This window comes from Polyangium mundeleinium (genome assembly GCF_028369105.1).
GTDB classification, from domain to species: Bacteria; Myxococcota_A; Polyangia; order Polyangiales; family Polyangiaceae; genus Polyangium; species Polyangium mundeleinium.
In genome coordinates this window covers 8,944,681-8,957,285 of record NZ_JAQNDO010000001.1, presented here as the reverse complement: position 1 = coordinate 8,957,285, position 12,605 = coordinate 8,944,681, and the positions used below count along the sequence as shown (strand labels likewise).

Sequence of the window (12,605 nt, the reverse complement as noted above, 5' to 3'; positions counted from 1 at the left end):
ACGAATAGGAAGGTATGACCCACCACAGCCACACGCAGCCGAAGATCGCGCTGGTCGGTATCAAAGAGCTCGCGGGCATCCTGGAGGAGATCGGCGCGACGCCCGCCGCCCAAATCGCGAGCCTCGCGCCGAAGTACGTTCAGGCGCTCCAGACCCAGGCGCAACGCATTCAGGTCCCGCAGGTCCGCAGGCTCGCGACGAGCACGGCCGCGAGCCTCTCGCAGATCCACAAGTTCTCGCTCGAGCGGAAGATGCAGCGGGCCGTCCAGCCGACCCTGCCGATCACGATCTCCTGGGACGGCGTCCCTGCCAATACGGCGGGCGCGCAGGCGACGATGAAGGCGCCCTACAGCGGCCAGCCGTTCCGCGTGACCGAGATCGAGTGCCTCACGCAGGTCCCGTTCCGGTTCACGGAGTTCAATATCGGCGGCATCGATTTCGCCGAGCCGTCGCGGAGCCGCGTCAGCTACGACGGCGCCATCGGAGCGGTGGCCACGGCGAACCGCGGCTTGGACTTCCCGACGATCAAGGCTCGCGACAAGACGCGGCCGATCGATGCCAACTGGTCGCCGTGGGTGAACGTCGACTTCACGAGCGACGCGACGATCACGGTCACGCCGTTCAACTACGGCACCGTCACGGGTGCCGTCCTGCTGACGATCTACACGCGCTCGAACCCCTGCGGCAACCAGTTCGCGAAGAACGCGTACTACCAGGGGGCCGCGAAGCAGGTGGCCGCAAACGCGATCATGGGCGCCTCGTATATCAACGCGCTCGACGGGATCGGCTGAACCGTGCTCGTCTCGGTGGACACGGATGCGGCGGGGGCGGCGGAGCTCGTGGCGGGACTCGTGAGAGTCAACGTCCGCGATTGCCTCCGCTCGCCCACGTTGCGCCGTGCGCTGATTCTGCGGTGTCGGGATCGCCGGGACTTGCTGCGGTACGCGGACGATGCAAAGGCCAGCCCATTCAAACGGGATGAATGGGCGGCCTGGTCCGTGAATGCCACGCGTTACGGATGCGTGCGTGCGAATCCGAATGCGAGGAGGGGCGATGACCCGTACCTCCCCGGCGACGATGACGCAGTCGTCATTGACGACTGTGAGGGCCTCACGGCCATGGACTTGGCGGCGCTCGTCCTCACGGAGTTCCCGGACGAGCTCTACGCCGCGATCACGCACCCGAACGGCACGACGGTCGCCCACGCGTACCTGCGGCTCGGCCCACGCGGGCCCACCCAGCGCGTGTGGGACCCGTCGGTGCCGGCGGGGATGAAGGCTCCTTCGAAGCCTGGCTGGTACGACCAGGACGACACCCGAATGGTCAGGATCGAGCCCCTTTCGCATTTCCTGGAGGCCGCATGAACCCTATCCAGATCCTCGTCGCTGCGGTCCTCGCGGTCGCGGGGGGGCTCGGGGGCGCGTTCGCCGTCGACAAGCTCGTCGACAAACCCAAGCCCCCGAGCCCCCCGCCGAAGCCGGAGACCAAGACGTCGGGTGTCCTGTCGCCCTCGCAGCAGCGGGATCTCCGTCGTCTCGGTCCGCCGGCAGCCGGCAAGAATTACCAGCGGATCGAGGACACCGGCGCGGATGCGTTCGACCGCGCCCTCGACGCGGCGATGTTCACGCCGGCGGCGCCGTACGCCGCCGTCGTGAAGGTCATTCGCCCTCACGCCGAGGGAGCGATGCAGGACCTCATGGCGCCGCCGAAGTCGAAGAAGGCGGCGCCACCGAAGTCGAAGAAGACGGCGCCACCGAAGCCGAAGAAGGACGACGCGCCACGGAAGGCGGAAGCCTCCGACTGCCCGAAAGGAGTTGTGGTGCTGGACCAGGACAAACCGCAGGACGAAACCGGATTCACGAGCGTGGGCGCCGTACCGCCGAAGCCGAAGCCGCCGGACCGGTTTTACAAGGCCTGGTCCTCGGGCCAGAAGCGCTATTACCAGGCGAAGAAGTCCGACGCGCAGTGGAAGAAGGAGATCGACGCGTACAACGCGGCGCTCAAGGCGTGGAACGAGGCCGTCGCGTTCGACGCGAAGATCACGCTCGAGAAGAAGCGAATCGAGGAGGACATCCGCCGCGCGAAGAGCCAGAACGAGGTGACCGCGCTCAAGAAGCGGCTGGAAGCCGTGACGAAGGCCGGGAACCTGTCGAAGGTCCACGGCGCCAACTGGCGAGGCCGGCCGGCGCTCACCGCGTTTTTCCAGGCGACGGCGCAGAATGGCGTCCCGGCGAACCTCGACGCGAACAAGCTGCTCGAGGCCCTGAACGCATTCGCGGCGCAGCTCCAGACCCAACCGGTGCCCGGCCTCGACCCCAACGCGTTCATGACGCCGATGGCCCCCGCGGTGTCGGACTTCCAGAACCCGTGGGCGGCGCAGCCCGTGGCGCAGCCGCAGCCCTACGCCGCGCCTCCGGGCTACGCGTACGTGCAGACCCCCATGGGCCCGCAGCTCGTGCCGCAGCAGGCCGCCATGCAGCCCGTCGCGCCTCCGGGCTACGCGTACATGCAGACCCCCATGGGCCCGCAGCTCGTGCCGCAGCAGGCCGCCATGCAGCCCGTCGCGCCTCCGGGCTACGCGTACATGCAGACCCCCGTGGGCCCGCAGCTCGTGCCGCAGCAGGCCGCCATGCAGCCCGTCGTGGACCCGTACGGTCAGCAGTTCGTCGCGGACCCGTACGGTCAGCAGTTCGTCGCGGACCCATACGACCCGAACGCCCTGGTCGAGGCGGAGCTCATGAACCTCGCTGGCCACGGCGGTTCGACGGGGACCCCGGAAAGCATCGGGTGGGCGAGCGACTCGGACGTGGAGGGGCTCGAGCAGCTCTTCGGCGACCAGGCCGGGTGGGCCGACGACTCGGACGAGCTCGAGGGCCTCGACGAGCTGCTCTCCGACCAGGCCGGGTGGGCCGACGATTCGGACGAGCTCGAGGGCCTCGACGAGCTGCTCTCCGACCAGGCCGGGTGGGCCGACGATTCGGACGAGCTCGACGTGGGGCGCACCGATTCGGCGTGCTGCACGGCGTGTGCCGTCGGGCAGCCGTGCGAGGGGGGGGCGTGCGGGATCGGCGGAGGGTGCTCGACCTGCTGATCTCGCGATGAGTTTGCCGCCGCGGGGGTGACCGGCGCAACTCGGCGTGTCGGTCGCCCCCGCACTTTTCCTCAAACGGAGGCTACGATGCCCGCCAGCGCAGAACTCGCCAATCCGCTGCTCGACGGTAACTTGCTGCCCCGGCAGAGCTTCACCCGTTTTGCGGAAAATTGCCGGCACGTCGCGAATACGTTCGGGCAAAACTTCCTCCTCCTCACGTACCGTCGTAGTGACGGATACGAAGAACAAATCAACGTCCAGGAGCTCGAAAAGCCGCGGACCGGCACATACAGAGCCCGCATCAAAGGCGACGACCGTGTAGCGGAGGCCGAGTTCACCGCTGCCGCCGACACGACCGCGCACAACCGCGCGAACTTTCTCGATCGGAGCTACCAGGAGCTCATCGAGACCTTAGAGCACAAGTACGCGATCCGGGCGCAGGAAAACCTCGACCTCGAAACACGGCTCGGCGAGGAGCGGAAGCTCCGGTTTCAAGCCGAGGACGCAATGCGTCTCGCCCAGCGCCGCGCCGCGGAGCTCGAGGCGCAGCTCGAGGAAGCCGACGACCAGGTGCTCGACGACTCGCTGATCGAGCTCATCCGCGGCGTGTTCGGCGACTTCACGGGGTGGCTCGAACGCACCGAGGCGGCGCGGACGGCACTCGACGTGATCGAGGCTCATCCGGAGGTGGCCACGGCCCTGCAAGAGCAGGTCCCCGAGGTGATTCTCCTGCTCGCGCACGCGGCCGGCGAGCATACCGGCGACGACGAGGACGCCGATGCGAGCGCAGAGGCGGGATTGCAATGAGCGCTATTTGGAGCGCGGGCGGGGACCCCCTGCACATCTACACCGTGCAATGTGGCTTGCGGGAGAAGCTCGCGGCGAACCTCCTCGATCGCTGGGATCTCGTGTACGTCGACATCCGTCGGCGCGCAGGAACTGTGGAGCTCGACAACGACGGCTACCTCCCACACTTGCAGTACACGCCGCAATACACGCAGACCGAAGAGGACCGCGGTCCGTGGGTCATCACCGGCAACACGGCGGACAAGCCGGTCTTCCGCTTCGATCCCGGGCCGTTCTTTTGCAACGTCGCTGGGAAGATCGTCCTCACGGGAGGCGCGGGGACGGCGGTCTACGTTGTCAGGGTGTATTTGAAGCGCTTTTCCAAAGCCTTCCCCCTTCGTCACACGCTCACAATCGGCACGACCGGAGGGCGCTTTCAGCGTCCACTGGGCGCGTCGGGCCTCTGGCTCCCCAGCAGCACGAACGCGGTACAGGCACACCTCGGCAATTTCAACCGGTCCATTCCTGCGCCGAACGGCGGCTTCGTCGCATGCGGCCCATTCCAGGAATACGTGTTCACGCCGGGCGAGATTGCGACCTTTGAGGTTATCCCCCCATGGTAGGCGCGACCCTTGCGATCGCCGCCTCTGCATGGCTGCTCGGCGGTGGCGCGCGCCTCGTCCAGCAGGCTCGCAAGGCCCCCACGATTCCGGCGCGTCCTGTGGCACCCGCGCAGAAGGCTCAGGGCGCGGTCCTGCCCAAGGTGGGGCTGCTCAGCCCCATCGCGACGGGTCACGCTGGCGGATACCTCATGCAGGGGCTCCGCGACGACGTGTACGCGGCGATCCGCTGGCTCGAAGTGCCCGTTGGGGATCTCGTGGTGACCATGGCGGCGGACGCCGTCCAGGCGTTCGTGCCCGTGGCTTCGTGGAGGCCGCTGCGTCTCCCGGTCTCCTACGCGGACACCGTCGAGGCCTGTCGCGTCGTGGGCGACTGCGTGGCGCCGAACCAGGAGATCGTGGATGCCGCGTACGCCCTGTCAAGCCGCAACGGGCGGCTGGTCTTCAATGGCCTCGTCCACAACGAAAAGGACGAGGCGAACATGACGACGCTGGACTTTACCGTGAAGTTCAACACGGGCATTGACCGGCAGCTCGCAAAGGCGCCGCACCCGGGCATGCGCTGCGGGGCCTGGAAATACTGGATCTTGCACTCGCGGATCCGCGAGAAGGGCGCGGTCAACTACGGGGGGTTTGCCGCGAGCGGCGCGCCGATCCAGACGGTCGGTGGGCGGCACGGGCCGACGCACTACGACTACAGTCAGCTGTTCCAGCCTGTGCGCCGCTATGCGCGCACCAAGGGCGGAGCGCGTCTGGACCTCCTCGAGCGGTACGCAGCGCAGGGCGTCCCGGCCGCGTACCTGGAGAAGTACCGTTGATCCTCCTCCTCGCTGCGGCTTTGGGTGCGGGCGTCGGAGCTGCTCGGCGTTACGCCGACCTCCGGCGCCCGCGCTCGCGGCCGATCGGCTACAACGTGTGGGCGTTCGAGGGGCTCGAGCGGCTCCCCGTGGAGACGGTTCTACGGCCGCTCTCGGCCGGCCTCCTCGAGCTCGGCGTCGACCCGAACGCGGTGCTTGCGGTCCTGAAGCACGAGAGCAATTTCAAGCCCGACGCGGCAAACTGGCAGATGGTCGACGGCAAACGTCGGCTCGTCGCGGCAGGGCTTCTCCAGTGGATCGCGGACACGGCGCGCCGGTATGGCACGACGACGGCGCAGATCCTGCAAATGAGCGCCGCCGAGCAGGTGCCCCTGATCCTGCTCTATTGGCGCGACATGGCCAAGACCTTCCCGAGCCAGCGCGGCCGCTGGACGCCAGAACAAGCCCTCCGCGCAACGTTCTACCCGGCGAGCGTCGGGAAGGCCGGCGGCTACGTGATCGGCGACAAGAACGCGAAGCCCGCCGACGACTCCGAAGCCGCTAAGAAAAAGGCCCGCTACTCGCGCCTGATTTACCAGCAGAATGCGGGCCTCGACCGCAACAAGGACGACAAGGTCACCGCGAGCGACGTCGACGACGACGTGAAGCGCGTCTACCTCGCAGCGAAGCAACGCCCCCCGATCCTCATCTGAAAGGAGCCACCTATGCAAGAGGTCAAGGTTCAACTTATTGGGTTTTCCCTTGGTGTCGTGCTGCTCCCGCTCGCGACCGCGTGCAGCTCCGAGCCGCAGGTCGATGCCGCGAGCGCGAGCGGGGGCTCGGCCCCGAGCTGCTGCGCCGAGGGACAGAAGGTCGGCGACGTGTGCGGCGTCGACCAGCGCGGCGTCTGCCGTGGAACGCCCCTCGAGTGTCACGAATGGTGCGTCGAGAACGGCGCTTGCGTGATCAAGCGCGTCGAAGGCCCCGAATGCCGCTCCTCGTGCTCGGGTGAGGCGTGTCCGCCGCAGTGAGTTTCGTACTACGTAACTGACCCCCAAAGGAGCCGCCCCCATGAAGACCCTCAAAGCTCTCCGCTGCTACCTGCTCGCAAACGCGAGGCGCGCTGACGCCGAGGCACGGTTGCTGAACGCCGACGCGAGCCGCCAATACCTCGCCGCGGTGGAGGAGATCGTCACCTTCATGGTGGCGCTCTTCGACCGCCCCGCGCCCACCCAGGCCGCGGGCGCGCCGACGAGCTCGAGCTCCGCGGGCGCGCCGACGAGCTCGAGCTCCGCGGGCGCGCCGACGAGCTCGAGCTCCGCGGGCGCGCCGACGAGCAGTGCTTCGACGGGGCCAGCGTCCGACGTCGCGCCGCCCCCGTCCCCGTGCCCTGGTCCGGCATGGTCGCGGCCTCCCTCGCCGTCTCCGTTCGCGGATGAGGAGCTCGCCGCCGGCGACGAGCTCGACCAGGCGCTCGAGGTGCTGGGGGAGTTGACGTTTCCTGGGATGGTCGCGCTCGCCCGGCGGTACAAGGCCGTCGAGGCCCTCAAGTACCGCCTAAACGGGCGCGGCCTCGCGAACGACGACCCCGAGCAGCTCCTCGAGGCCGTCGTTCGCTTGGTGGAATGGAACCCGGCCGGCGTCCCTACGGGCGCCTGACGAACAGCACCCTTCCCGCAAGCGTGGGCAGCAGCTTGTCCACCGCGCCGATCACGGCATCCTGGGACCCCAGGTACCGCACGCAAGCCATCCCGCCCAAGTAATGCCAGTCGACACGTTGGCCGCTCTCCTCGGCCAAGGCGGACACCCACCGATTCGCCTCGGCCGTCGTTGCGTCAAACCCCATGAGCACGCTGCCCCTGTAGAAGACCTCCGGATCACACCGGTCCGGGTTCACGCGATCAGGAGCTCCTGCGTTGCACCCTGGATGCTGTTCATGCACTCCTGCAAGTCTTCAAGCGTGTGCTCCCCCAGGCGCTCGCCGCAATTCACACAACAAGGAATCACCCCCATCCGCACTCCCTTGACTTTCGTGATGGGTCCGTCCCAATCGTCCCACGGCGTGTCCGCACACCCGCGCAAGGTGTCGGCTGTGTGTTCGTCAATATCCTCGCCGCAATTCCCACAATCGAGCAATACGGGCCCGTCGATGCGAAGTTTTAACGTGCCTTGCATGTTCTATCCTACCTACTCAGCGTGGCGCGGCGGGCCATCGCTCACGCTGAACGCTGATACCGCTGTTCCCAGGCAAACCGATCATCCCAGCCAGCCCGAAAATCCCATCGTCCCACCTCCCAATCCCCCTCGTACCCGTACTTCGCCGTCACGTGCGACCATGCCACGTCGTCGCAGTCCTTCGTCGGCTCGTAGGCGTTCCACCCCGCGCAGAAGTCCTCCATCGCCGCCGTGCGCTCGCTGCGGACCACGTAGCGGCGTTGTGCGTAGCTCGTCGCGCGGCTCGACGCTTCGCGCTCACGCTCGCCGGCCTCATTGCAGCACGGCGCGCCAGTCAATTCGCACAGTAAATTGGCGGCCATCACCGGCCACCTTTTGCCCACCACGGCATCCGCGAGGCGAGAAGCCAGGCGAGCACGTGGACCTTCTGCGCGTCGGTAGGATAGGGGCGATCGCCGTAGGCTAGATGCCTGCCGTTCCATGCGACCTCGGCGAAGGCCGCTCGGATTCGGTGCTGCTCGTGTGCATTCACGGCTCCACCTCCGGCCCGAACTGGTCCGGCGACCAGGTTGTCCACGGGGGACCTCGCCAGGGGTTATCGAGCTCCGGGAACCACTGCGACACGTCTGCGACCCACGCCACGAGGCGATCGTCGTCCGGTCGCAGGGCCATGTGTGGCAATGCCATGTCGCATCCCCCGTGTGCGGTTGCTGTGCGGTGGCACCGAACGCCAGACGCATGTCGATGGCCGCAGACCGACGGTACAGCCCGGCCGAAAAGTGCCTCCTGCTTCATTGCGCCCCCCCGAGTCTCGGCCAGATCAAGCTGCGGATGCGTCGCGCGAGCGGTGCGCATGCCCCCTCCACGCTTCCACCGCGCAGGGTGACGCAGGTCTCCGCGTCGTCGACGAGCCGCTCGAGCTCGTGCCAGGCCTCGGGGCTCCCAGGGACGAATCCTCCACCCCCCGCACGTGGCACGTGTCCGCTGAGCGCGCATTCACGCTCCTTCGCGAATCCTTCGGGAGTTACGGGATCACCCACAAGGTCCCCCGGATCCCAGGGACCTCCAAGCGCCCATTCCGGCGGATCGACCTCTCGCCCATCATCCAGACGCACCCGCGCCCATCCGTCGCCTCCGTCGATGACCCATCCCTTTCCGAGCTTGACGGCATCCCGAAATTGCCGATGCCCCCAGGGGAGCACCCATACGCGCTCTCCGCGGCTCCACGTACGGGATTCGTACGGGTCATCGTCAGCCACCATGTCGCGCTGGTCCAGGATTGCACCAGCGCTTTCCAGCGTGTTGCGCTGCTCGAGCTCGTCAGGCCCTGGGGGATCCTCGACGGTGTCGCGCTCCTCCCGCAGTTCATACCCAGACGGCAGCTTGTGCAACGTGCACTGTCGCGAACACAGGAACACGCCGCCGCCCAACACGAAGGCCAGCGACCGCGGCACAAGCGGCCGGTCGCACTGGTGGCAGAACGTCTCGGCGGCCACCTCAAACTGCTCGAGGAGGACCGTCGGGGCCGGCTCGAGCTTGGCGTGATCGGCGTGCGTGTCCCGCTGGTCGACATCACCGCCAGCATCGGCGTTTGTCCGCGGGCGCTGCTCGAGCTCGGGGGCCTCGGACGCCGGCCCGTGCTCGAGCGTGTCCCGCTGATCGCGGTCACCAGAGCCATCGGCGTTTGTCCGCGCGCCTAGCTCGAGCGCATCGCGCCCCGGCTCCTTCCAGCCATCCGGGCAACGCGAGCGCCGACCGTCCGCGCCATGCATGGCGCGCGACGTTTTGCAGTTCGCGCAAAGGTCGTACCCGCCCCCGTCGAAGAGCGCCATTGGGTCACCCACGGCGAGGCGCGCGCCTATTTCGCCCATGTGCATGCAGTCCTGAGACTCGTGCCACCGGAATGTGCACGGCACGCGCGTCCGCCCATCCCAAAGCACTCCGGTGCAATGGCGGGTGTGCGTACCGTCTGACAGCGCGCTCGAGCCGAACGCGTGCGCCTCGCAGGCCGGACACGTGAACACCGCGCGCGCTACCGGCCGCCGGTTCCGCCCCGCGAGGAGCTTGATCCCGAACACCACGGCGCCCGTGCCGAACAGGAACACGGCGATGCTCGCAATAACGAGTTCCGCGCTCATGCCGCCGCTCCTTTCGCCGCCGGGCGTTTGAGAACAGCCAGAACCCCCTGCAACCCCGCTTTGACCTGCTCTTGCTCGCCTTGCGACCGTTCACGCAGCGTCGGCACGAACGCGGGTTTCGGGACCACCCCCGACGCCTTTGCCTTGTCTCGCCCAAGGATTGACGTGGCGACATCCGCGAAGTCCTCGCAAAGGCGGGCGAGCGGATGCTTGCGGATCCTCAGCCAGTTGTCGCGCCCTGGATTGGCAAACCACACGGTCATCACGTCGACCGCCGTTCGGTGGAGCGCCTCCCCCGCTGCCTCGTCCGCGGCTTGTCGCGACGCCGCCAGCCATTGGAGATTTTGCCGAAGGTCACTTTGCTGGTCCGTCGTGAGATACGCCCAGCGGCGGGAGGCGGGGAGACCGACGGGGATCTTGTATGACCGCTCATGCTGCGCGGCGTATGCGACCTGCACTGCCTCATCGATGAAGGTGGGCGTCAGGTCGCCCCATTGGGCAAGCAAACTGAATTTTCGTCCCCACCGGGTCGGGGAGCTTTGCTAGGATCGTCCCGGCCGATGTCCGAGAAGTCCGAAAAGCTCCCCTTCCTCGCCTACCACACCAGCACCGGAGAGCCGCCCGAGATCGTCCCGGGGCCCATCCAGCGCGAGTGGATGAACGATACGCGGGACGCGTTCGCGAACCGCTGTCTGCCGCTGCTCATCGCGAACCAGGCCGGCTGGCTCGTCCTCTCGCCGCACACGGTGCGGGCCATATGGGACGGGACGAGCTCCCTGAAGAGCGTGTGCATCGAGAACATCGAGGGGCCCGAGCCGTACCTGGCCATGAGCCATTTCGGGCACGGGATCCTCACGTTCTCCATTCCGTTCCTGTTCCGCACGCCGCCCGGGTACAACCTGCTCGTCCGGGGCCCTGCGAACATGCCGAAGGACGGCGCCTCTCCGCTCGACGGGCTCGTCGAGACGGACTGGAGCACCGCGACGTTCACGATGAACTGGCAGCTCACGCGGGCGCAGCATCCGGTGACGTGGAAGCGGGGCGAGCCCATCGCGATGATCGTGCCGATGCGCCGCGGCGAGCTCGAATCGTTCGAGCCGGAGCTACGCGGGCTCTACGACGATCCGGAGGTCGCGAAGAGTTACCTCGAATGGCGGAACAGCCGCTCGCAATTCATCAAGGAGCTGCCGGTCGAGGGCTCGAGCGCGCACCAGGCGGCGTGGCAAAAAGACTACGTGCACGGCCGCGCGCCGGACGGGACGGTGGCGCGGGACCACCAGCGCAAGCTCGCGCTGAAGGCCTGGAAGAAGGGGAAGAAGCGGTGATCAAGCGGCTCACGGACGCGATCGTGCACGGCTTCGGGTTCAGCGCGGGCAAGGCGTTGTTCGAAGAGGCCGTGGAGAAGGTCGAAGAAGCGTCGCGGGAGCCGACGGCGAAGGAGCGCGAGGCCGCGGCGAAGGAAGCGCAAAAGCGCGCGCTCGCCGAGGAGAAGGCGCGCGCGGCGGCGGCAAAGCAGGCCGAGAAGGATCGGAAGAAGGCCGAGGCGGAGATCGACGCGGAGCTCGCGGCGCTGAAGAAGAAGGTCGGGAAGAAGTAAGGGCGGGGCGCGGGAGGAGGCCAAAGCGGCATGCTTCGATCGGTCCAAGGGCGATGAGGTCGTCCGCATTCGCTGCTCGTGCTGGTCTCCTCGCCTTCCTCGTCGTCGTGGGCTCGATGCTGGTGGCGTGTGCCGCCGCGCCGCCGCCGGAGCCGGGACCACCGGGCTATCCGTACTGCACGGCTCAGGAGCACGAGGCTGCCGTATGTCAGCAGCTTCGTCGCACTGTCCTGATCGAGCCGGACGGGACGCGTGTCCCGCTCCATGTGGTGGAATGCGTCGGGGGCGAGCCGAGCGTCGAGGTGACGTGGGCGCGGCGTGACGCCGGCACGTTTCTGTACCGAGCCCGAGTGGCCTTCGACGTCCCCGAGCCTCGCGCGCCGATGCTCCCTCACAAGCTCGCGCCGGACATCCACGAGTGGCCGTGCGCGGACGATGCCTGCCGGATCATGCAGGACCTCGCCCCGGGGACGCGCATTGGGGTGCCCATCGTGCAGCAATGCCCCGCGGGGGCCGACACGAGCTCCGCCGAGGTCGTCCTGCCATTACCGCCGGCAACGGCCGAGGGCTGCTCGTGGTGTGTCGATGCGGGGGACAGCACGGAGCGATACGTGATCCTCGAGCACTCGTGGAGGCCGAACATGACCTTGGAGGTCGTCATCGAGGTGCGAGAGGGAATCGTCTCGGTTCGGAGCAACGGCAAAGCGCGACGGATTCTGCCGAAAGAAGAGGCCGACGAGCTGATGTCGAGCCTGGAGAAGCTTTGGCGAGGGCCCCTCGAAAGCCACCACAGCTGTCGTGACGGAACCACCACGCTCGTCCTGGCGTGGGCCCTTTATCGCTTCGACGACCCCCTGGGCGAGCCCCGTGTGCTCGTCGAGGCGTTTCGTGTGGGGCCGGTCAACGCGATCTCGAAGGTCGGCGCGGGGCCCGGCTTCGTGGCCGTGTGGGATTCCTATGGCAGCGGCGCGCCCGCCCTGCTGCTCGACGTGGAGACCGGCGCGACGAGGACCCTCGCAGGGTGGCCCGACGTCCCGCCGACCGACATTCTGTTTCGATCGATGGCCGAAGGGGCCGTCGTATTCGAATCGATTGGCCTCGCCCTCACGCGCGACGGCGGCAAGACATTTCACGTGCCCGCCGCCGACAAGCCCGAGGAACGGGGGACGACTTCGACCTCCGGCGGCGCGGAGAGCAGATCGAAGCCGTCCGCGGCGACCTCCGCGCCCCCATCGATTTCGCGGACTCTCGCGTCGGCGCATTCACGCGCCGTCTCGTCGACGTCGCTCGGACGAACCCCACGCTCGCGTGGATCGAAGCGACGGAGACCGATCCGATCGAGCTCGCCCTTCGGGATGGCAGCCCCGATCCGCGCGGGGGTGTCTTCATCGCGGTGAATCG

Annotated in this window: 18 protein-coding genes; 12 read left to right on the top strand and 6 right to left on the bottom strand. The window is 67.6% G+C overall.

Translation table 11 applies throughout. The features are described 5' to 3' along the window. The first annotated feature begins 14 nt into the window (after window positions 1–14). The 9 genes from POL67_RS35485 (at window position 15) to POL67_RS35445 (ending at window position 6,953) form a co-directional block, all read left to right on the top strand. On the top strand, window positions 15–791 hold the full coding sequence (locus POL67_RS35485) for a hypothetical protein (protein ID WP_271925062.1): 777 nt from the start codon (window positions 15–17) through the stop codon (window positions 789–791). Window positions 792–1,118: 327 nt separating this feature from the next. Then, window positions 1,119–1,364, top strand: a complete 246-nt coding sequence (locus tag POL67_RS35480; protein ID WP_271925061.1) for a hypothetical protein — start codon at window positions 1,119–1,121, stop codon at window positions 1,362–1,364. Continuing rightward, complete coding sequence (locus POL67_RS35475) at window positions 1,361–3,091, top strand: hypothetical protein (protein WP_271925060.1); 1,731 nt, start codon at window positions 1,361–1,363, stop codon at window positions 3,089–3,091. Before POL67_RS35480 ends, POL67_RS35475 begins: the two co-directional genes overlap by 4 nt. An 87-nt stretch (window positions 3,092–3,178) precedes the next feature. Next, window positions 3,179–3,898 carry a hypothetical protein gene (locus POL67_RS35470; protein WP_271915040.1) on the top strand — a complete coding sequence of 240 codons (720 nt, stop codon included), beginning with the start codon at window positions 3,179–3,181 and terminating at the stop codon, window positions 3,896–3,898. Then, window positions 3,895–4,500 carry a hypothetical protein gene (locus tag POL67_RS35465; protein ID WP_271915038.1) on the top strand — a complete coding sequence of 202 codons (606 nt, stop codon included), beginning with the start codon at window positions 3,895–3,897 and terminating at the stop codon, window positions 4,498–4,500. Before POL67_RS35470 ends, POL67_RS35465 begins: the two co-directional genes overlap by 4 nt. Beyond that, window positions 4,494–5,315: a hypothetical protein gene (locus tag POL67_RS35460; protein ID WP_271925059.1), complete on the top strand. Its 822-nt coding sequence runs from the start codon at window positions 4,494–4,496 to the stop codon at window positions 5,313–5,315. The genes POL67_RS35465 and POL67_RS35460 overlap by 7 nt, the downstream gene beginning before the upstream one ends. Continuing rightward, on the top strand, window positions 5,312–6,007 hold the full coding sequence (locus tag POL67_RS35455) for a transglycosylase SLT domain-containing protein (RefSeq protein WP_271915034.1): 696 nt from the start codon (window positions 5,312–5,314) through the stop codon (window positions 6,005–6,007). The genes POL67_RS35460 and POL67_RS35455 overlap by 4 nt, the downstream gene beginning before the upstream one ends. 12 nt (window positions 6,008–6,019) lie before the next feature. Further along, a complete protein-coding gene (locus POL67_RS35450; protein WP_271925058.1) occupies window positions 6,020–6,325 on the top strand; it encodes a hypothetical protein in 306 nt (101 codons plus the stop codon). 40 nt (window positions 6,326–6,365) lie between these two features. Then, entirely contained in the window at window positions 6,366–6,953 is a 588-nt protein-coding gene (locus POL67_RS35445; protein ID WP_271925057.1) for an RAD23 family protein, read from the top strand. Here the strand turns inward: POL67_RS35445 and POL67_RS35440 are convergent. The 6 genes from POL67_RS35440 to POL67_RS35415 all read right to left on the bottom strand — a co-directional run bounded on the left by POL67_RS35440 (window position 6,940) and on the right by POL67_RS35415 (window position 10,113). Then, on the bottom strand, window positions 6,940–7,191 hold the full coding sequence (locus POL67_RS35440; protein ID WP_271925056.1) for a hypothetical protein: 252 nt from the start codon (window positions 7,189–7,191) through the stop codon (window positions 6,940–6,942). The genes POL67_RS35445 and POL67_RS35440 overlap by 14 nt on opposite strands. Further along, entirely contained in the window at window positions 7,188–7,469 is a 282-nt protein-coding gene (locus POL67_RS35435; RefSeq protein ID WP_271925055.1) for a hypothetical protein, read from the bottom strand. The genes POL67_RS35440 and POL67_RS35435 overlap by 4 nt, the downstream gene beginning before the upstream one ends. Window positions 7,470–7,510: 41 nt before the next feature. Continuing rightward, window positions 7,511–7,831, bottom strand: coding sequence for a hypothetical protein (locus tag POL67_RS35430; RefSeq protein WP_271925053.1), 321 nt, complete (start codon window positions 7,829–7,831; stop codon window positions 7,511–7,513). Window positions 7,832–7,997: 166 nt separating this feature from the next. Continuing rightward, window positions 7,998–8,141, bottom strand: coding sequence for a hypothetical protein (locus POL67_RS35425; RefSeq protein ID WP_271925052.1), 144 nt, complete (start codon window positions 8,139–8,141; stop codon window positions 7,998–8,000). A 119-nt stretch (window positions 8,142–8,260) separates the two neighbouring features. Then, complete coding sequence (locus POL67_RS35420) at window positions 8,261–9,607, bottom strand: hypothetical protein (RefSeq protein ID WP_271925051.1); 1,347 nt, start codon at window positions 9,605–9,607, stop codon at window positions 8,261–8,263. After that, window positions 9,604–10,113 (bottom strand): hypothetical protein, encoded by a 510-nt coding sequence (locus tag POL67_RS35415; protein WP_271925050.1) that lies wholly within the window; start codon window positions 10,111–10,113, stop codon window positions 9,604–9,606. The genes POL67_RS35420 and POL67_RS35415 overlap by 4 nt, the downstream gene beginning before the upstream one ends. 54 nt (window positions 10,114–10,167) lie before the next feature. Between POL67_RS35415 and POL67_RS35410 the strand changes: the two genes are divergently transcribed. The 3 genes from POL67_RS35410 to POL67_RS35400 are packed head-to-tail and all read left to right on the top strand — an operon-like array spanning window position 10,168 to window position 12,601. Next, on the top strand, window positions 10,168–10,932 hold the full coding sequence (locus POL67_RS35410; RefSeq protein WP_271925049.1) for a DUF6065 family protein: 765 nt from the start codon (window positions 10,168–10,170) through the stop codon (window positions 10,930–10,932). Next, a complete protein-coding gene (locus tag POL67_RS35405) occupies window positions 10,929–11,204 on the top strand; it encodes a hypothetical protein (RefSeq protein ID WP_271925048.1) in 276 nt (91 codons plus the stop codon). The genes POL67_RS35410 and POL67_RS35405 overlap by 4 nt, the downstream gene beginning before the upstream one ends. 53 nt (window positions 11,205–11,257) lie before the next feature. Then, complete coding sequence (locus POL67_RS35400; RefSeq protein ID WP_271925047.1) at window positions 11,258–12,601, top strand: hypothetical protein; 1,344 nt, start codon at window positions 11,258–11,260, stop codon at window positions 12,599–12,601. Window positions 12,602–12,605: the final 4 nt, after the last annotated feature.

Coding starts and splice junctions, on each gene's coding strand:
- POL67_RS35485 (WP_271925062.1), top strand. CDS start 15: ATGACCCACCACAGCCACACGCAGCCGAAGATCGCGCTGGTCGGTATC.
- POL67_RS35480 (WP_271925061.1), top strand. CDS start 1,119: ATGGACTTGGCGGCGCTCGTCCTCACGGAGTTCCCGGACGAGCTCTAC.
- POL67_RS35475 (WP_271925060.1), top strand. CDS start 1,361: ATGAACCCTATCCAGATCCTCGTCGCTGCGGTCCTCGCGGTCGCGGGG.
- POL67_RS35470 (WP_271915040.1), top strand. CDS start 3,179: ATGCCCGCCAGCGCAGAACTCGCCAATCCGCTGCTCGACGGTAACTTG.
- POL67_RS35465 (WP_271915038.1), top strand. CDS start 3,895: ATGAGCGCTATTTGGAGCGCGGGCGGGGACCCCCTGCACATCTACACC.
- POL67_RS35460 (WP_271925059.1), top strand. CDS start 4,494: ATGGTAGGCGCGACCCTTGCGATCGCCGCCTCTGCATGGCTGCTCGGC.
- POL67_RS35450 (WP_271925058.1), top strand. CDS start 6,020: ATGCAAGAGGTCAAGGTTCAACTTATTGGGTTTTCCCTTGGTGTCGTG.
- POL67_RS35445 (WP_271925057.1), top strand. CDS start 6,366: ATGAAGACCCTCAAAGCTCTCCGCTGCTACCTGCTCGCAAACGCGAGG.
- POL67_RS35435 (WP_271925055.1), bottom strand. CDS start 7,469: ATGCAAGGCACGTTAAAACTTCGCATCGACGGGCCCGTATTGCTCGAT.
- POL67_RS35430 (WP_271925053.1), bottom strand. CDS start 7,831: ATGGCCGCCAATTTACTGTGCGAATTGACTGGCGCGCCGTGCTGCAAT.
- POL67_RS35425 (WP_271925052.1), bottom strand. CDS start 8,141: ATGGCCCTGCGACCGGACGACGATCGCCTCGTGGCGTGGGTCGCAGAC.
- POL67_RS35420 (WP_271925051.1), bottom strand. CDS start 9,607: ATGAGCGCGGAACTCGTTATTGCGAGCATCGCCGTGTTCCTGTTCGGC.
- POL67_RS35410 (WP_271925049.1), top strand. CDS start 10,168: ATGTCCGAGAAGTCCGAAAAGCTCCCCTTCCTCGCCTACCACACCAGC.
- POL67_RS35400 (WP_271925047.1), top strand. CDS start 11,258: ATGAGGTCGTCCGCATTCGCTGCTCGTGCTGGTCTCCTCGCCTTCCTC.